General features: G+C 65.1%; 16 protein-coding genes. 7 read left to right on the plus strand and 9 right to left on the minus strand.

Annotated features, from left to right (window positions below):
* Positions 1-61 precede the first annotated feature (61 nt).
* Entirely contained in the window at positions 62-1,357 is a 1,296-nt protein-coding gene (locus GGR89_RS07270) for an NAD(P)/FAD-dependent oxidoreductase (RefSeq protein ID WP_209092157.1), read from the minus strand.
* A 143-nt stretch (positions 1,358-1,500) separates the two neighbouring features.
* On the opposite strand from GGR89_RS07270, the gene GGR89_RS07275 reads away from it, so the two are divergent.
* The 6 genes from GGR89_RS07275 to GGR89_RS07300 all read left to right on the plus strand — a co-directional run bounded on the left by GGR89_RS07275 (position 1,501) and on the right by GGR89_RS07300 (position 8,909).
* Positions 1,501-2,709 (plus strand): alkane 1-monooxygenase, encoded by a 1,209-nt coding sequence (locus tag GGR89_RS07275; protein WP_167712843.1) that lies wholly within the window; start codon positions 1,501-1,503, stop codon positions 2,707-2,709.
* Positions 2,710-2,867: 158 nt separating this feature from the next.
* Complete coding sequence (locus tag GGR89_RS22885) at positions 2,868-3,248, plus strand: rubredoxin (protein ID WP_425338745.1); 381 nt, start codon at positions 2,868-2,870, stop codon at positions 3,246-3,248.
* Between the two features lie 58 nt (positions 3,249-3,306).
* The gene (locus GGR89_RS07285) at positions 3,307-4,761 is read left to right on the plus strand and encodes an aldehyde dehydrogenase family protein (protein ID WP_167712845.1); all 1,455 of its coding nucleotides are present in this window, start codon (positions 3,307-3,309) and stop codon (positions 4,759-4,761) included.
* Positions 4,762-4,808: 47 nt separating this feature from the next.
* On the plus strand, positions 4,809-6,473 hold the full coding sequence (locus tag GGR89_RS07290; protein ID WP_167712847.1) for a GMC family oxidoreductase: 1,665 nt from the start codon (positions 4,809-4,811) through the stop codon (positions 6,471-6,473).
* Positions 6,474-6,557: 84 nt separating this feature from the next.
* Complete coding sequence (locus GGR89_RS07295) at positions 6,558-7,241, plus strand: OmpW/AlkL family protein (RefSeq protein ID WP_167712849.1); 684 nt, start codon at positions 6,558-6,560, stop codon at positions 7,239-7,241.
* 33 nt (positions 7,242-7,274) lie between these two features.
* The gene (locus GGR89_RS07300) at positions 7,275-8,909 is read left to right on the plus strand and encodes a 3-(methylthio)propionyl-CoA ligase (RefSeq protein WP_167712851.1); all 1,635 of its coding nucleotides are present in this window, start codon (positions 7,275-7,277) and stop codon (positions 8,907-8,909) included.
* A gap of 267 nt (positions 8,910-9,176) precedes the next feature.
* Here GGR89_RS07300 and GGR89_RS07305 read toward each other — a convergent pair whose 3' ends face one another.
* The 5 genes from GGR89_RS07305 to GGR89_RS07325 are packed head-to-tail and all read right to left on the minus strand — an operon-like array spanning position 9,177 to position 13,871.
* Positions 9,177-9,389 (minus strand): hypothetical protein, encoded by a 213-nt coding sequence (locus GGR89_RS07305; protein ID WP_125974517.1) that lies wholly within the window; start codon positions 9,387-9,389, stop codon positions 9,177-9,179.
* Positions 9,390-9,448: 59 nt separating this feature from the next.
* Entirely contained in the window at positions 9,449-10,711 is a 1,263-nt protein-coding gene (locus GGR89_RS07310) for an N-succinylarginine dihydrolase (RefSeq protein WP_125974515.1), read from the minus strand.
* Positions 10,708-11,724 carry an arginine N-succinyltransferase gene (locus GGR89_RS07315; RefSeq protein WP_125974483.1) on the minus strand — a complete coding sequence of 339 codons (1,017 nt, stop codon included), beginning with the start codon at positions 11,722-11,724 and terminating at the stop codon, positions 10,708-10,710. Before GGR89_RS07315 ends, GGR89_RS07310 begins: the two co-directional genes overlap by 4 nt.
* Positions 11,721-12,929, minus strand: a complete 1,209-nt coding sequence (locus tag GGR89_RS07320; RefSeq protein WP_125974481.1) for a hydrolase — start codon at positions 12,927-12,929, stop codon at positions 11,721-11,723. Before GGR89_RS07320 ends, GGR89_RS07315 begins: the two co-directional genes overlap by 4 nt.
* 54 nt (positions 12,930-12,983) lie before the next feature.
* Positions 12,984-13,871 (minus strand): DUF481 domain-containing protein, encoded by an 888-nt coding sequence (locus GGR89_RS07325; RefSeq protein ID WP_125974479.1) that lies wholly within the window; start codon positions 13,869-13,871, stop codon positions 12,984-12,986.
* Between the two features lie 130 nt (positions 13,872-14,001).
* Here GGR89_RS07325 and GGR89_RS07330 point away from each other — a divergent pair, with 130 nt between their 5' ends.
* Positions 14,002-14,718 (plus strand): SDR family NAD(P)-dependent oxidoreductase, encoded by a 717-nt coding sequence (locus GGR89_RS07330; protein WP_125974477.1) that lies wholly within the window; start codon positions 14,002-14,004, stop codon positions 14,716-14,718.
* Here the strand turns inward: GGR89_RS07330 and GGR89_RS07335 are convergent.
* From GGR89_RS07335 to GGR89_RS07345, 3 genes are read right to left on the minus strand one after another with little or no spacing between them, the layout of a single operon-like run.
* Positions 14,712-16,043: an ABC1 kinase family protein gene (locus GGR89_RS07335; RefSeq protein WP_125974475.1), complete on the minus strand. Its 1,332-nt coding sequence runs from the start codon at positions 16,041-16,043 to the stop codon at positions 14,712-14,714. The genes GGR89_RS07330 and GGR89_RS07335 overlap by 7 nt on opposite strands.
* Positions 16,033-16,404 (minus strand): thiol-disulfide oxidoreductase DCC family protein, encoded by a 372-nt coding sequence (locus GGR89_RS07340; protein WP_125974473.1) that lies wholly within the window; start codon positions 16,402-16,404, stop codon positions 16,033-16,035. Before GGR89_RS07340 ends, GGR89_RS07335 begins: the two co-directional genes overlap by 11 nt.
* Entirely contained in the window at positions 16,397-17,929 is a 1,533-nt protein-coding gene (locus GGR89_RS07345; RefSeq protein ID WP_125974472.1) for a cryptochrome/photolyase family protein, read from the minus strand. Before GGR89_RS07345 ends, GGR89_RS07340 begins: the two co-directional genes overlap by 8 nt.
* Between the last annotated feature and the right edge of the window lie 56 nt (positions 17,930-17,985).

Here is a 17,985-nt window from a genome sequence, read left to right on the forward strand (position 1 = left end):
GCTCCTATCACATGTGATCGCCCTGCATCTGCGGCTCCCGTCGACCGGCGAACAGGACGAATCAGATCACGGCCTCCTTCAAGGGGATCGCGGCGTCGCTCAGCTTGTCGGGGTCGATACTCGCGCGCACGCCGATGAACTGCTTGCCAACCAGGAAATCCTGTGGCGAATTGATCGCCTCGACGCACTGGATCCGATCGCCCTTCAAATGGAAGATCGCGAAACTCTCGGGAGAGGGGCCGCCGCGCCGCAGGACGCGGTCGACATCGATCGCCTGGCCGGCGATCTGCAGCTTCACGTCATATTGGTCGGACCACTGCCACGGAACCTCGTGGACCGGCGCGGGACGGCCGACAATGGCCCCGACGGCCTGTTTCGCCTGTTCGAGCGCATTGGGCACACTCTCGAGACGAGCCACGTGGGCATAAAGGGGGATTGGTCGGCGGGCGACGTCACCGATGGCGAAGATGGCCGGATCGGACGTGCGGGCTTCCAGATCGACGAGGATGCCGGAGGCTGTGTCCAGCCCCGCATCCCGGGCGATTTCATCATTGGGGACGGCGCCGACGCCGACAAGGGCGGCATCGCAAGCGATCGTTCGACCGTCGTCGAGGTGCACACCGGTTATGTGTCCACCCTGTCCCTCGAACCCGGACACGGTGGCACCCAACTCGAAGTTGACGCCTTGCCTCGCATGGCAGTCGTGGAAGAAGGTGGAAAGCTCCCGACAGGCTACGCGGGCAAGCAGCCGCAGCTCGCGCTCGATCACCGTTACGTCCGCGCCGAGCGCTCGCGCGGATGCGGCCACCTCCAGGCCGATATAGCCGCCGCCGACTATAGCAAGGCGCTGGCCAGCCTTCAGGGCCTTTTTGAGCCGCTCGGCATCGCCCGCCGTCCTTAATTCCAGCACCCCGTCCAGATCCGATCCTGCGACCCGCAGCCTGATCGGGCGAGCGCCCGTCGCGATAACCAGATGGTCGTATTGCAGATCCTCGCCGGTCGAGAGCGTCACCGTCCTGGACTGGCGCTCCAGCTTGTCCGCGCGGATGCCCAGGCGGAGTCGTACCCCGGCTGTTTCGTAGAATTCGGTTGGTTTCAGGAGCGTCGGAGCTGCACCCGATGCGGCTCTGAGCGAGGCCTTGGAAAGCGGCGGACGATGGTAGGGCGGGATGGATTCCTCGCCAACGAGCGTTATCGCGCCCTCGAATCCGTACTGGCGAAGGAGGGCTGCTGCGGTTCCGCCCGCATGGCCCGCTCCCAGAATGACGACATGTGCATCGGCTCTGCCCATGAAAGCTCTCTCTCCTGAAACGCTGTAGTTTAACCGACAGGCGACCAGCCTGGCCTTCAGGCTCATTCGATACAAAATTCGGATCGATCCAAAACCACACTTTAGTTGGGTTGCTCCGGGACGCGGGGCGGCCAAGACTGAAAAGTGCGGCCCGATGTGCCCAAAGTTAAGGACGCAGGAAGTGCGTCACGCATCGAGAGGATATGTCTATGAGCACCATCGCTAGAAGCCTTCCGGGTGATGGCACGCCTGATCGCTATGTCGACAGGAAGCGCTACCTATGGGTATTGTCGGTCGTTTGGCCGGCAGCACCACTCATCGGGCTTTATCTCGTCCACCTGACGGGATGGAGCATCTTCTATGCCTTCACGCTGTTCGTCTGGTACGGCGTCATCCCGGCTTTCGACGTCCTGTTCGGCAAGGACCCGAACAATCCCCCCGAAACGGCAGTGGCCCGCCTGGAGGCGGATAGGTATTACCGGGTTCTCACCTGGCTGACCGTTCCGGTGCACTATGCCTCGCTGGTCGGCTGTGCATGGTGGATCGCGACGCAGCCGATCGCGTGGTGGGGGGTAGTGGCTCTCGCTTTCTCGCTGGGCATCGTCAACGGGCTGGCGCTGAATACCGGCCACGAACTCGGCCACAAGAAGGAGCCCTTCGATCGCTGGATGGCCAAGATCGTCCTGGCCGTCGTCGGCTATGGCCACTTCTTCATCGAGCACAACAAGGGTCATCATCGCGACGTGGCGACCCCGGAGGACCCCGCCACCTCCCGCATGGGTGAGAACATCTACAAGTTCTCGCTGCGCGAAATTCCCGGCGCGTTCCTGCGCGCGTGGAATCTTGAGAAAGTGCGGCTGGAACGTGTCGGCAAGAGTGTCTGGAGCCTAGACAACGAGATCATTCCCCCGCTGCTGATCACCCTGGTCGTTTACGCCGCGCTCCTGCTGGCTTTCGGCCCGAATCCGAAGTTGCTGGTGTTCCTGCCCATTCAGATGGCGTTCGGCTGGTGGCAGCTCACCAGCGCCAACTATATCGAGCATTATGGACTGCTGCGCCAGAAGATGGCGGACGGCCGGTACGAGCGCGCTCAGCCGCGCCACTCGTGGAACAGCAACCACATCGCGTCGAACCTCATCCTGTTCCACCTGCAGAGGCATTCCGATCATCACGCCCATCCGACGCGCAGCTACCAGTCGCTCCGTGACTTCAAGGGCTTGCCGGAACTGCCCACCGGCTATCCGGGCATGTTCTTCATGGCGCTGATCCCGCCGGTCTTCCGGATGGTCATGGATCCCCGCGTCGTGAAATGGGCCGATGGCGATATCGACAAGATTCAGATCGATCCGGCGCGCAGGAAGCAGATCGGCCGTAAATATGGTTCGGCGCGCCGGGCTTCCCAGCGTCCGCTCAACTAGGTTTCAGCGCGGCCGAGCGATCCGTCCGGTCTGAATCTCTCTTCGGAGTGTCGGACATCCGACGGCGCGCCTCGAAACGGGGAGACTTCCATGGCGCTCCGGTCGGTATCGTCATTCCAGGCAGCATCGCTGCGTCGCCGCGCCAAGAAGAAAGCAGCATGATGACTCAATACCAATGCCCTGATTGCGGCTATATCTACGACGAAGCGACCGGAGACCCGCACGAGGGCTTCGCGCCCAACACGACTTGGGCGGAAATTCCGGACAGTTGGGCATGTCCCGACTGCGCGGTTCGCGACAAGCCGGATTTCATTCCCCTGGGGACAGGTGGCATCGCTACGGCGCCGGTCGCCCTTCCCGCGGACGCGGAGCCGTTCGCGAAATGGCACTGCGTGACCTGCGGTCACATCTACGACGAGGCGCTTGGCGACCCGGCGACGGGGCTCGCCCCCGGCACGCGATGGGCCGATGTGCCCGCGGATTGGTACTGCCCGGACTGCGGCGCGACCAAGGAAGATTATGAACGTCTAGACTTCTGACGGAGCGCCAGGTGCCACCGTGCGACTTCAACAGCCATGTCATTGTGAGGAGAGCCCCATGAATGTCCAAGCATTCCCGCGCGCCAGCTCCGACCCCGGTCTCGACGCGAATCAGATCCAGGCTCTCTTCGCCTGCCAGCGCGAGGCGGTCGAGCGTGATAGAGCGCGGTTCGGCTTGCGGGATCGGCTGGATAGCCTGACGCGGCTGAAAATTACGATCAAGCGACGCGAAGGTGACATCATCAGCGCGCTTGCCTCTGATTTCAGGAAGCCGGAACCAGAGGTGCGGCTGACCGAACTCTTCCCGGTCTATCAGGAAATATCACACGCCAAACTGCACCTGAGGTCCTGGACGAAACCCCACCGCGTTCCGGGTTCGCTCGGCATGTTCGGCACCAGCGCGCAGGTGCGCTACCAACCCAGGGGCGTGTGTCTGATCATCGCGCCGTGGAACTATCCCGTCAATCTGAGCCTCGGACCGTTGGCGTCGGCCTTGGCCGCGGGAAATACCGCTATTATCAAACCGTCGGAGCTGACGCCGGCGACGTCCGCCATCATCCGGCAGATCGTTGAAGAGACATTTCCGCCCGAGCAGGTCGCGGTGTGCGAGGGCGACGCATCGGTATCGCAGGCACTGCTGGACCTGCCGTTCGACCATATCTTCTTCACCGGCAGTCCTCAGGTCGGCAAGATCGTGATGGCAGCCGCCGCGAAGCACCTCACCTCGGTAACACTCGAACTTGGCGGCAAATCCCCCACGATCGTCGATTCGACAGCCGATATCGACGACGCAGCGCGCAAGATCGTCTGGGGAAAGTTCTCCAACAATGGCCAGACCTGCATCGCACCCGACCATATCTATGTTGCGCGCGATCAGGCGCGGAACCTGGTCGATGCCCTCCGGCGCGAAATCCGGCGCGTGTACGGGAAGGCCGAGACCGATCAGAAAGGCAGTCCGGATTATGGGCGGATCGTAAATTCGCGGCATTTCGACCGCCTCAGCGCACTACTCGACGATGCAACCTCGCACGGCGCACTGGTTCTCGAAGGCGGCACGCGAGATCCGGCGCAAAAATATATCGCACCCACCCTGATCGGGGGCACCACCCATCAAATGGCGATCTCGCGGGAGGAGATATTCGGGCCGGTCCTGCCTCTGATCGAGTTTGACGATATCGATAGCGTCATCGAAGCTATCAACGCCGGCCCCAAGCCGCTCGCTCTTTATATCTTCAGCAAGGACGCCGCTGCCTGGGAGGCGATCATCGCGCGGACCAGTTCCGGCGGTGTTTGCATCAACCAGAATGTCGTCCAGTTCCTCCATCCCAATCTACCGTTCGGAGGGGTCAATAACAGCGGTATCGGAAGCGCGCATGGCTTCCACGGCTTCAAGGCATTCTCGCACGAACGCGCGGTGTTGAGGGACAGGTTCTCCGTCCTGCGACTTCTGTTCCCGCCCTACACGCCCGCCGTGAAGCGATTGATCGATATCACAGTCCGCATTCTCGGCTGACCGCCCCAACAAGAGAGTGGTGCTGGCACCACCGATCGGAGACATGGATGTTTGACTATATCATAGTGGGGGGCGGGTCCGCCGGTTGTCTGCTGGCAGAGCGTTTGTCGGCCAACCCCGAGATACAGGTCTGTCTGCTTGAGGCGGGACCGCCCGACCGCAGTCCGCTGATCCACATGCCCATCGGGATCGCGCTTCTTTCCAAGAGCAAGACGCTCAACTGGGCCTATGAAACGCAGCCGCAGCCCCATCTCGGCAACCGACGGCTGTTCTGGCCGCGCGGAAAGACGCTCGGCGGCTCAAGCTCGATCAATGCGATGGTCTATATCCGCGGTCATCGCGAGGATTATGACGCCTGGGGAGAGGCGGCGGACCCGATCTGGTCCTTCGACAATGTGCTTCCGCTGTTCAAGGCCATGGAGGCCAACGAGCGATTTGGAAGCGACGCGCACCATGGCGGCTATGGCGAGCTGCACGTCAGCGACCTTAGGACCGTCAACCGGCTGAGCGAAGCTTTCGTGGAGGGCGGCCAAGAGGCGCAGTTTCCGCGCAACATCGATTTCAATGGCGAAACGCAGGACGGTGTCGGCTTCTACCAGGTCACGCAGCGCAAGGGGCGGCGCTGGAGTTCCGCGCGGGCCTTCCTATCAGGGGCAATAGGGCGGCCCAACCTCCAAATCATCACCGGAGCGCGGGCAACGCGGATCATCCTCGAGGGGCGCAAGGCGGTCGGAGTGACCTATACGTCGGGCGGCAAGCTCACCGATCTGCGCACGAGGGGTGAGGTCATTCTTTCAGGCGGCGCGATCAATTCACCACAACTGCTGATGCTGTCCGGCATCGGCGACGCTGCCGAGCTGGACGCGCTCGGCATTCCGGTCGCCGTCGACCTTCCGGCAGTCGGAAAGAACCTGCAGGACCATCTCGACATCACGATCATGCACGAAGCGAATGATCGCACGCCGATCGGCATCGCGCCCTCCTTCATCCCGCGGGCGCTGGCTGGGGCTTTGTCCTACATCTTCCAGGGGAAGGGCTTCCTGACGAGCAACGTCGCCGAAGCCGGCGGCTTCGTCAAAAGCTCGCCCTCGCAAAGTCGGCCGAACCTGCAGTTCCACTTCCTTCCGACGCTGCTGAAGGACCATGGGCGGCAGATCGCCTTCGGCTATGGCTACACCTTGCATGTTTGTGATCTTTTGCCGAAGAGCCGGGGACGGATCGGGCTCAAGAGCCGCGATCCGCTCGACGATCCCTTGATCGATCCCGCCTATCTCTCGGCTCCCGAAGACATAGAGACGATGGTCTCGGCGGTAAGGATCGGGCGGCAAATCCTGTCGGCGCCTTCGATAGCGACCTTTTCGAAACGCGAGCTTGTTCCCGGATCGTCGATCGAGAGCGAAGCGGACATCATAGCGGACATCCGCCACCGAGCGGAAACCATCTACCACCCCGTGGGCACGTGCCGGATGGGGAGGGACCAGCAGTCGGTTGTCGATCCGGCGTTGCGCGTCCGCGGGGTGGAGGGTCTTCGTGTCGTCGATGCCTCGATCATGCCGACGCTCGTCGCCGGGAACACCAATGCGCCGACGATGATGATCGCGGAACGCGCCGCGGGGCTCATTCTCCGAAAGACCAAGCTCATCGCGGGCGCGGACGACGAACAATCCTCTGCCGTGTCGCCGAGCGCCAGGCAGTGGAGCCGGGCTGGATAGAGCGGCCCTCCGGACGGAATATCGCCGACGATTTACCGACACCTTCCTGAACCTGGCGGGTCATCATAAGGGGAGGAGACTATCATGACCATCATTCGCAAGACTGCTCATACATCGCCGTTGCCGCTCGTCGGAGCGCTGTTTGTTTTTGCCTGCCTGGCTCAGCCTGCTTCCGCGCAGGATTCGCCGGAACTCAAGCGGTGGGCTGTCACCGTGAATGCGACGCGGGTCCTTGTGGATGAGAACGCCCCGAACATCACCCTGGCGGGCGAACCTCTTCCCGGCTCCAACGTGCGAATTGGCAACGCGACCACCGCGACCGTGGACGTCGGCTATTTCTTCACGCCGAACATCGCCGCCAATCTGTTCCTGGGCGTGCCGGCCCCTGCCGAGATCGACGGCGCCGGCACCGTCGCACCGCTCGGAACACTCGCCAAGGTCCATTACGGGCCGGCGGTCCTTTCTGCTCAATATCATTTCAACAGCCGAGGCAAGCTCCACCCCTATGTCGGGGTCGGGGTGGGCCGTGTCCTGTTCTTCAACAAGCGCGACAGGGCTCTGAGCGATTTCGACATCCACGATAGCTGGGCGCCGGCCGGCCAATTGGGCGTTCGGTACGAACTCAACCGATCGTGGATGCTGAACGCTGACGTCCGGTATGTCCCCTTCTCCACGCATGCGTCCGGTTCGCTTGGGGGAGCGCCTGCGCGAACGCGCCTCGACATCGATCCCATTCTGACGAGCGTCGGGATCACTTTTCGTTTCTGAGCGCAGATCCCGACACATTGCATGGAGAATTGAATGCTGGGCCTGATGATGGACCGTCCATTGCTCATCTCGCAGATTATCGAACATGCGGCCGAGTATCATGGAGACAATGAAATCGTATCCCGGTCTATCGAAGGCCCCATTCATCGTTATACCTATGCCGCAGCCGCACGGCGCTCGCGCCAGCTTGCCAATGCGCTTGGGTCGCTGGGCGTCGTTGCGGGGGACCGGATCGGCACGCTGGCGTGGAACGGATATCGACATCTCGAAGTCTACTTCGCGGTGTCCGGCAGCGGGGCGATCTGCCACACGCTCAATCCGCGTCTCTTTCCGGAGCAGATCGCCTACATCATCAACCACGCCGATGACCGGTTTATCTTCGTCGACCTCAACCTCCTCGCCATTCTCGAAGGGGTCCAAGCCGAGCTTTCGGGCGTGCGGGGGATCGTCGTGATGACCGACCGCGCGCATATGCCTGCCGCAACCAGCCTGACCAACCTGCTGTGCTACGAGGATCTGATCGCCAAGGAGGACGCTGCGTTCGACTGGCCCGAATTCGACGAGAAAACGGCCGCGTCGCTCTGCTACACCTCAGGCACGACGGGAGACCCGAAAGGCGTTCTCTACAGCCACCGCTCAACGATCCTGCACGCCTGGGCCATCAACGGCGCTAATGCCATGGGCTTCACCGCCGATGACATCGTCCTGCCTGTCGTCCCCATGTTCCACGCCAACGCCTGGGGTATCCCCTATGCCGCTCCCATGGTCGGAGCAAGGCTGGTGCTTCCTGGCTCCAGGATGGACGGAGCCAGCCTTTTTGAGCTGTTCGAAGACGAGGCGGTTACTTTCGCCGCCGGCGTTCCGACCATCTGGCTGGACTTGCTTCGCCATTGCGAAGCGAACGGCCACCGCCTGTCTAAGCTGCAGCGGACCCTGATCGGCGGAGCCGCGCCACCGCGCGCCATGATCGAGCGGTTCGACAAGGAACATGGCGTGCGGGTCATACAAGGCTGGGGAATGACGGAAATGAGTCCACTCGGCACAATCACGTCCGCGCGTCCGGGCGACGGAAATCTGCCTGAGGAGCAGCGCTATGGTCTGATTTCAAAGCAGGGCCGGCCCGTCTTCGGTGTCAATCTCAAGATCGTCAATGACGAAGGCGTCACGCAGCCAAGGGACGGCGTGGCCTTCGGTGACTTACTGGTACGCGGACCCTGGACGGCAAAGGCATATTTTCGCAGCGAGGAAACCACCGCGCTCACGCATGACGGCTGGTTTCACACCGGCGACGTCTGCACGATCGATCCCCAAGGGTACATGACCATCACCGATCGGTCCAAGGATGTCATCAAGTCGGGAGGCGAGTGGATCAGCTCGATCGATCTGGAGAACACTGCCGCCGGTCATCCTGCGGTTGAGGAGGCGGCTGTGATCGGCATCCCCCACCCCAAATGGGACGAGCGGCCGCTGCTGGTGCTTGTTCGGAAAGCCGGCGCGACCGTGACTCGCGAGGAGATGCTGACGTTCTTCGAAGGAAAGGTCCCGAAGTGGTGGATTCCGGATGACGTCATCTTCGTCGATGAACTGCCGCACACAGCTACCGGAAAATTACTTAAAGCAGAGCTGCGAAGAAAGTTACATGCGTATACGCCCGTTGTTATGGGCTGAACCATATGAGGTATAATCACCGGCGACAGGCCTCCAGTGCACACCTCCAGGCCGTTATTGGTCAGCCGGTGAAACGGTCTTTCATTTGTTGACCTGTTATAGTCGTAGCACGTGGGCGTAGGTGCCGGCGCGGAGCGGCGGTTCTAGGCGGCAGGTGGCAGCTCTAGCGTAGTATAAGCTGCGACTCGTATTCGTCCCATTTATCCACGCTGGGGCGCCATTACCCCCGCCAGAGCACCTGCTCGGCGGGGGTTTGTGTTTCCGGGGTCAGGCGCGCGCTTCGAGGCTGTCGAGGATCTTGCCGCCGGCCATGAACACGGCGATCGGGCACACCGCGAACAGCAGCTTGCCGCCCAGGCCCGGATACAGGCTCATATAATGGAAGCCGCGCTCGACCGCGCCGTTGGCGAGCCCGAAGATCACCAGAAAGGCTTCGAACTTCGACTTGATCACGAAGAGGCGGCCGATGCGGTACAGCATGGCCACCACTTAGCAAGCCGCGTGCCAATCGCAGGACAGCGGCGTTTCTCAGCGGGCGGTCATGGTAAACTGTCAAGTAACCCGACAAGGTCGAGCGCCTCGAACAGCGCCGCGCGCGCGGCTTCGATGCGGGCGATCAACGCCGGATCGGCGATCGCGTTCGGGTCGATCGCCTCGGGCCAGTGCGCCTCGATGACCGCAGCGATGCGATCGAGCTTGGCGGTATCGACCAGGAACCGCGGGTCGATCGTCGCCGGATCGGCGACGACACGCAGGCGGAGGCAGGCGGGGCCGCCGCCATTGGCCATGGATTCGCGCACGTCTGCCACCTCGACCCGGCGGATCGGTCCGTTCCCCGCGACATGGGCCTCGAGCCAGTTCCATACGGCGGGCGTATCGCGCGCCTCGCTCGGCACGACCAGCACGGTGTCGCCGCTCGGCACGGTGACCAGCTGGGCGTTGAACAGATAGGAGGCGATGGTGTCGGCGAGGCTCACCTGGTCGGCGGGCACTTCGACGATCTCGACCTCGGGCATCGCGGTGCGGAGCTGATCGTAAAAGCGGTCCTTGTCGGCAAAGGCCTGTTCGTGGGCGAACAGCACCCGGCCATTGGTCACCGCGACGACATCGTTGTGGAAAGCGCCGGCGGCGATCGCCTCTTCCGATTGCTGGACGAACAGGGTGCGCTCGGGATCGAGCAGGTGCCGCCGCGCGACCGCGGCGCTGGCATCGGGATGCTGGCGCGCGGGGAAGGGGCCGCCGGCGACGCCGTAGACGAAGACTTCCACGCCTGGCGCGCCGTGCGCAGGTGCGAGCCGCATATGGTTGGCCGCGCCCTCGTCGCCGAAGGGGGGCGGCACCGGTCCGTGGACCGCAAAGGCGGGATCGGCAAAGGCGAGGCGGAGCTGCGCCAGCGTCTCCGGCCATTCGTGGCTGCGATGGGGCATCGTCACGAGATTGGCCACGCTCAGGTGGCAGCGGCCGTCCGCGGTGTCGGGCGCGGGTGAGACCGTGGCCGCGTTGGCGGCCCACATCGGCGAGGCGGAAAGCGCCTGGGCCTGGCTGTGCGGCGGTGCTTGCTCGTAGCGGAGCCCGAGCTGGGCCAGCCAGTGATGGTCGGGCCGGGCATGGGGCAGCAGAATGCCCTGGTGCAGACCGAGCGCGAGATTGGCGCGCATCTTGGCGACGCCCTGCAAGGCGGCGGCGCGCGGGTGGGAGACGGCGCCGCGGTTACGCGTCGCGGCGAGGTTGCCGGGGCTGAGACCGGCATAATTGTGGCTGGGCCCGACGATCCCGTCGAAATTGATCTCGACGAGCATCAGCGCGCCACCCACAGCACACTGTCGCCGACCGACAGGCCCAGCGCCTCGGCCGAGACCGGGTCGAGCGTGATGCCGCCTTCGGACGGGGTGATTTGCGCCAGCGCGGACTGAAACTCCGACAAGGTGCCCGAGGCGACCAGCGCCGGCTCGCCGCCGCCAGCGATCGCCGCGATGGTCGCGCGCTGGGTTTCGCGGACCGTCTTCACCTGGTCGGTGCGGGCGGTCATGGTCGGGCCACCATCGAAGATGTCGATATAGCTTTCGAACGCAAATCCTTCATTTTCCAGCATCCGCATCGCCGCGCGACCCGAGGGATGCGGCAGGCCGATCACCGCCCGCGCGCTTTCCGATAGCATCGCGGTATAGACCGGATGCTTGGGCATCAGATCGGCGATGAACTGGTTGCCATGGGTGGCGTTGAACTCGTCCGCCTGCTGGAAATTCATCCCGAAGAAGCGCCCGGCGACCCCGTCCCAGAAGGGCGAGCCGCCGGCCTCGTCGATCACCCCGCGCAGTTCCGCGAGGATTCGGTCGGCGAAACGCGCGCGGTGCTGGGCGATGAACAGATAGCGGGCGCGGGCGAGGAGCAGCCCCAGGCCGCCGGCGCGTTCGCCCGGGTGAAGGAACAGCCCGCCGACTTCGCTGCAGCCTTCCAGGTCGTTGACAAGACTTAAGATCTCCGCACGGAAGGTCCGCTTAAGTTCCTGACTATGCTTGGTAACCGTGCCGATGCGATAGCTGTAGAAGGGCCATTTGTCGCCGACGCGGGTGAAGATCTGGCAGGTGCCGCGCACCTCGCCGGTTTCGACATTTTCGAGGATCAGCACGAACAGGTCGTCCGCGACCTCCGCATCCTCGCCGCGCGCAAAGGCGGCATGGCTGCGATCGAGCTTGGCGCGAAGGGCGGGCTTGTCCGGCGGCAAATTGGTAAAACCGCCGCCGGTTAGCTTCGCCATCTCATACAGATGCTGAAGATCCTCGTCGCGTGCGGCGCGGATGCGGAAGCTGCTCATGGCCGGCCCCGCTCGGCAAGGCGGAGCAGGGTGAGGACCGAGAGCGCGGCGCGCTCGGGCAGGCTTTCGGGGATCAGAAATTCCTCCATGGAATGGATGGCGCCGCCGCGGGCGCCCATGGTGTCGACCACCGGCACCCCGCACGCCGCGATGTTGTTGCCGTCGCAGACGCCGCCGGTCGCTTTCCAGGCGATCGGGATGCCGAGATCGGCGCCGGCGTCGCGGACGAGGTCGAACAGGCGGGCGGCGGCCGGGTCGATCGGCTTAGGCGGGCGGTTGAAGCTGCCGTGCAGTTCGATGCGGACCTCGTGCGCGGCCGACACCTGCGCGATCGCGGCATCGAGCGCGGCCTGCGCGCGGGCGGTCGCGGCGGCATCGCCGGGGCGGAAGTTCACCCGCAGGATGGCGAGGTCGGGCACGACATTGTTGGGGCCGCCGCCGTCGATCCGCGCCGGGTTCACCGACAGCCCGGGCGCCTTCGCATCGGCCAGCATCACCGCCAGCGCCGCCGCGGCGACGAGCGCGTTGCGGCCCTCTTCGGGGTTGCGGCCGGCATGGGCGCTGCGGCCATGGACGACGAGCGAGAAATTGCCCGTTCCGCCCCGCGCCCCGGCGAGGGTGCCGTCGGGCAGCGCGGGCTCATAGGTGAGCGCGGCCGTCTTGCCCAGCGCGGCGCGGGCGATCAGCGCGCGCGAGGAGAGCGACCCCGTCTCCTCGTCCGAGTTGATCAGCACCGTATAGCCGAAACGCTCGGCCAGCGGGCTCGCTTCGGCCGCGTCGAGTGCTGCGAGCATCAGCGACAGGCCGCCTTTCATGTCGGCGGCGCCGGGCGCGTTGAGGCGGCCATCGGCCAGCCACTGCGCCTGCTGGAAGGGATGATCGGCGGCGAACACCGTGTCCATATGGCCGGTGAGCAGGACCTGCACCGGCGCGTCGGGCCGTACCGTCAGCAGCAGGTGGCGGCCATGGGCCAGCGGCTCTACGGCACCGCCCGGCGCCACCGTCTCCACCGGCTCGGGCTCGACGAGTTCCAGCGCACCGGGCAGCACTGAAAAGGCGTCCGCCAGCGTCGCCGCCATGGCGGACAGCCCCGCCAGGTTGCGGGTGCCGCTGTTGATCGCCGCCCACTCCAAGGTCCTCTCCAGCATCGGCGCGGCTTGTGCGCGCTCGATCGCCGTCCGTTCGATCGCGGATAGCATGGTCATGGGGGCGTGGTAGCGCGGAACCGGGGGGATTGAACACCCCCGGCGACCTACCGATCAGAAATCGACGACGAGCGCGGCGCGGCTGGTGGTGTCCGTGGTCAGGCGGCCGAGCGGCGGCGAGCTTTCATATTGCACCGTATAGCTGAACTGCGCCGAAAGCGGCCCGATGAGCTTGGCGAGCAGCGCCGACTTGGTCGCGACGGTGCTGTTGTCCTTCTCGACATAGGCCGAGGCCTGCTGGGTGATCGACATGCCGCGCGACAGCCGCCACGAGAAGTCGAGCGAGCCGCGCGCCGCGATGTTGTTCTCGGTCGGCGCGCCGATGAAGCGGGTGTAACGATAGGCGGGGCCGAGCTCGACGTCGAGCTTGACCGCCGAACTCTTGATCGCGCTGTAGCCGGCACCGGCCGAGAGGGAGACACGGTCGCCGAAGCCCGAGAAGCGATCGCTTTCATATTGCCCGGCACCGTACATGTACGCCCGATCGTCAAACTTCCAGTTAGGCTCATAGGCGGCGAGGTAGCGTTCGCGCGTGGTGAGACCGAGGCTTTCCTGGTAATCGGCTTGGACGCGCACCTTGTGCCGCCATTCGATGCCTTCGCGCTTCACCTCGGCTGCGGCGGTGACGCCGATATTCTCCGAGTTGCCGGTCTGCACATAGCCGCCGAGCTCGACATGGCCCTTCACCAGCTGGAGGAAATGCGCCTCGCGCAGCGCCTGCTGCGCGACTTCGCGACGGCTCGATCGCCATTCGCCGGCGATCTTGGCGACCAGCGGTGCGCTCGCCGGATCGGCGGTCTTGGCATATTTGACGATGACGGCAACGTCCGCCTCGTTGCCCGAGCTCATCGCCGCGTCGAGCATCGCCTTGATCGTCGGCGGGATCGGCGGATCCTCGGCGTTCGCGAGCAGCAGCGGAAAGGCAAGGAGTAGGGCACGCATCACGCAGTCGTCCTAGCCATGATTTCGCGGCGCAAAAAGGGCAGGCGGTCGCATCTGTATACCGCATGGCCTCAGCGGCGGCCGTGCGGACAGGTTGCGCCGGGGAGGCGGGGCGCAGAGAGTGCCGCGCATGGATAGGCAGGCGGTGGTGTTCGGGGCTTCGGGTGGGATCGGCGGCGCGATCGTGGCGCAGCTCGCCGCCGACCCCTCGATCGCGCGGATTTACGCGGGCAGCCGTCGCCCTGGCGCATCGGCGCACGCGAAGCTGGTGCCGTTCGGCTTCGACCTGACCGACGAGGCGAGCATCGCTGCCGCGGCCGCCGGGGTGGAGGGGGCGGTGGACCTGGTATTTGTGGCAACGGGGATGCTGCACCGCCCCGGCGGCCCTTCGCCGGAAAAGGCGCTGCGCGCGCTGGACGGCGCGGCGATGGCGGTACTGTTCGCGGTCAACAGCATCGGACCGGCGCTGATCGCCAAGCACTTCGCGCCGCTGCTGCCGCGCGATCGCCGCGGGGTGTTTGCGGCACTGTCGGCGCGGGTGGGGTCGATCGCCGACAACCGGCTCGGCGGCTGGCACAGCTATCGTGCGTCCAAGGCGGCGCTCAACATGCTGATGGTCAACCTCGCGATCGAGCTGCGGCGGACGCACCCGCAGGCGATCGTCGCGGCGCTCCACCCGGGTACCGTTGATAGCGGTCTATCCGCCCCGTTCCAGCGTGGCGTGCCGCAGGAAAAGCTTTTTAATCCAGATCGAAGTGCCGGCTACCTCTTGGGCGTTCTGAGCAAGCTCGCTCCTGCGGATTCGGGCGGCCTGTTCGCCTGGGACGGTGCTCGCATCCCCTATTGAGCGAGGCGCGTCTCTACCAGCCCGCGCAACGCCACGCGTGCCTTGAACCGGGCGGCGAGCAGCGCCATGCCGCTGATCTTGCGCTGGACGAATAGCGTGTCCGCGGGCGGCACGTGCCATACCGCGCGGTCCTCGACCATCTGCATGCCTTCGCCGCGCACCGCCTGAAGGAAGCTACGGTCGCCGAAGTCGAAATCGTCGGCCCGATCGGTCTGTTCGAGGATCAGCGCGATCATCCGGTCGATGACGGCTGGGTGGCGCTCGAGCGCGGCAGGGCTGAAAAAACCGAGGTCCTGTGCGGCGTCGCGCACGGCAGCACGATCACTGTTCAGTCCAGCCTTGAGAAGGTTACGATAGCCGTTTGTAATACCGTCTGTAACGGGCATGGCAGCGCCGAAATCGAGCAGCACCAGCCGTTCGGTTTCGGGCTGGTAGCGATAGTTGGCGAAATTGGGATCGGTCTGGATGAAGGCGAAGGCGAACAGCTCCTGCAGTACCAGATCGATCAGCGCGGTGGTGACGCGGTTGCGCTCGTCCTGGTCCGCCGCCTCCAGCGTCTCGATCGGCTTGGCGGCGATATAGTCCATCGCCAGCACGTTGATGGTCGACAGTTCGGGCACAGGGCGCGGCACCAGATAGCGGTCGTCGCCAGCGAGATGGTCAGCATAGCGCGTCATCATCGCCGCTTCGCGGACATAATCGGCCTCGTCGTGCAGCTGGCGCTTGGCCTCGCCGAGCAGCGGCGCGATGTCGAGGCCCTTGGGCAGCAGGCCGGACAGGCGGAGCAGGGTCGCGACATTGTCGACATCGGCGTCGATGCTCTCGCGCACGCCGGGGTACTGCACCTTGATCGCGAGCATGCGCCCGTCGGGCAGGCGGGCGCGGTGGACCTGGCCGATCGACGCGGCGGCCATCGGGTGCGCCTCGAACAGCGCGAAACGGCGGCGCCAATCGGCACCCCATTCCTTCGCCAGCACCTGCTGGAGCTGGGCGGGGGGCATGTGATGGGCGCGGTCGCGCAGGCGGGCGAGGATCTGGGTGAGCTCGTCGGGCAGCACGTCGCCGGCGTCGAGCGAGATCATCTGCCCGAGCTTCATCGCCGCGCCGCGCAGCTGCGCCAGCTGCTCGGTCGCGCGCGCGACGTTGCCGGGGGTGAGGACGAGGTCGCGCAGTTGCGGGCGCTCGCCGGCGACGAGGCGCTTCGCGCCCTCGGCGAGGACGTTGCCGGCAACCCCGCCGGCGAGCCGCCCCATCACCCCGAAGCGGGCGAGCCGCCCCTTGGGCACGGCCCGCGAGCGGCCGTCATATCCCGTATCATCCGCCATGCCGTTCCCTTTCGCGCATCCAGCGCTGGAGTTTGGGTCGAACGCGCAGGAAGGCGCGATAGAGCCGTTCGAGTGCCCATGTCGCCCCGGGCAGCAGTGCAAGCAATCCCAGCGGGCGCAAGAGCGGGATTGCCCGCCACATCGCCGCGAATGCAGCCGCGCCGCTGTAGAAACGGCCTTGCGCGTCGCTCACATGGAAGCGCGCGAGCAAATCGCCGCGGTCGAGCGGGCAACTGCAGGTGTCGTCGCGCACATCCACGAAGCGCAGGTGCCCGCGCCGGTCCAGTCGCCGCATCAGCGCGATCTCGCGGGTGCACAAGGGGCAGCCGCCGTCATACCAGACGGTGAGGAGCTCAGCCATTCCAGTGGCTCCCGGCGGGGACCAGCGCGTCAAGGAAGCGGGCGGCGTCATCGGCGATCTCCGCCTTGCGCTCCTCGCTCATCCGATCAAGGTTGCGCACGATCGGGCCCATCCGCTGGTTGCGCGCGAAGCGGTCGCGGTGGCGGGCGATGAAGTCCCAGTAGAGATAGTTGAACGGGCAGGCATCCGGCCCGGCCTTCAGCTTCACCTGGTAGCGGCAGCCGGCGCAATAATCGGACATGCGGTCGATATAGGCACCGCTGGCCGCATAGGGCTTGGAGCCCATGATCCCGCCGTCCGCAAACAGCGCCATGCCGATGGTATTGGGCATTTCCACCCACTCATAGGCATCGGCATAGACCGCCATGTACCAGACATGGACCAGATAGGGGTCGATGCCCGCGAGCAGCGCGAAATTGCCGGTGACCATCAGCCGCTGGATATGGTGGGCATAGGCATAAGCGCGGGTCTGCTCGACCGTGTCGCGGATGCAGGCCATGTCGGTTGCGGCGGTCCAGTAGAAATCGGGGAGCGGGCGACGCGCTTCCAGCGCGTTGGCCTCGGCATAAAGCGGCATGTGCACCCAGTAGATGCCGCGCACATATTCGCGCCAGCCGAGGATCTGCCGGATGAATCCCTCGGCCGAGTTGATCGGCACGCGGCCGGCGCGCCACTCCGCCTCGGCGCGGCGGCAGAGGTCGAGCGGATCGAGCAGGCCGATGTTCATGTAGAGCGCGAGGTGCGCGTGGAACAGCACCGCCTCGCCGCGCCGCATTGCGTCCTGATAGTCGCCGAAGCGCGGCAGCGCGTACTTGAGGAAATGATCGCGTGCCTTCTCGGCGTCGGCGCGGGTGACGGCGAGCGCGAAGGGCTGCAGGTCGCCGAAATTGTCGGGAAAACGATGCTCGACCAGCGCCAGCACCGCGCGGGTGATCGCATCCGGCGCGAACGCCGGGAGCGCCGGCGGCTCGGTGCCGGGGGGCGGCGTCCCGCGATTGTCGTGGTCGTAATTCCATTCGCCGCCGGCGGGCTTGTCGCCGTCCATCAGCAGCCGGGTGCGGCGGCGCATGTCGCGGTAGAAATACTCCATCCGCAATTGGCGGCGGCCTTGGGCCCAGGCACGGAAGCCGCCGGGATCGATCAGGAAGCGGGTGTCGGGGAGGAAGGTTAGGCCGGGCACGGCGGCCAGCGCCTGGCGGAGGCGCCATTCGCCCGGTTCGGTGCAGAGTATTTCCTCGACGTCGCGTTCCTCGCGGGCACGCTCGATCTCGCCGACCAGGCTGCCGCGGTTCTCGGGGTCCTCGAGGTGGGTGTAGCGAACCTGCCAGCCCTTGCCCCGCAGTTCCTCGGCGAAGTGGCGCATCGCCGAGAAGACGAAGGCGAGCTTCTTCTTGTGATGCGGAACGTACCGAGCCTCCTCGGCGACTTCCGCCATCAGCACCATGTCCTCGGCCGGATCTCCCTCGGCGAGCGAGGACAGGCCAGCGCTGAGCTGGTCGCCGAGGAGGAGGATCAGGCGGGCCATGCACGGTCATGTGGGGCAGGGGCGGGCTGGGCACGCGATGTCTTTTCGGACAGGTT

Source organism: Sphingomonas trueperi (assembly GCF_011927635.1).
Classification (GTDB): domain Bacteria; phylum Pseudomonadota; class Alphaproteobacteria; order Sphingomonadales; family Sphingomonadaceae; genus Sphingomonas; species Sphingomonas trueperi.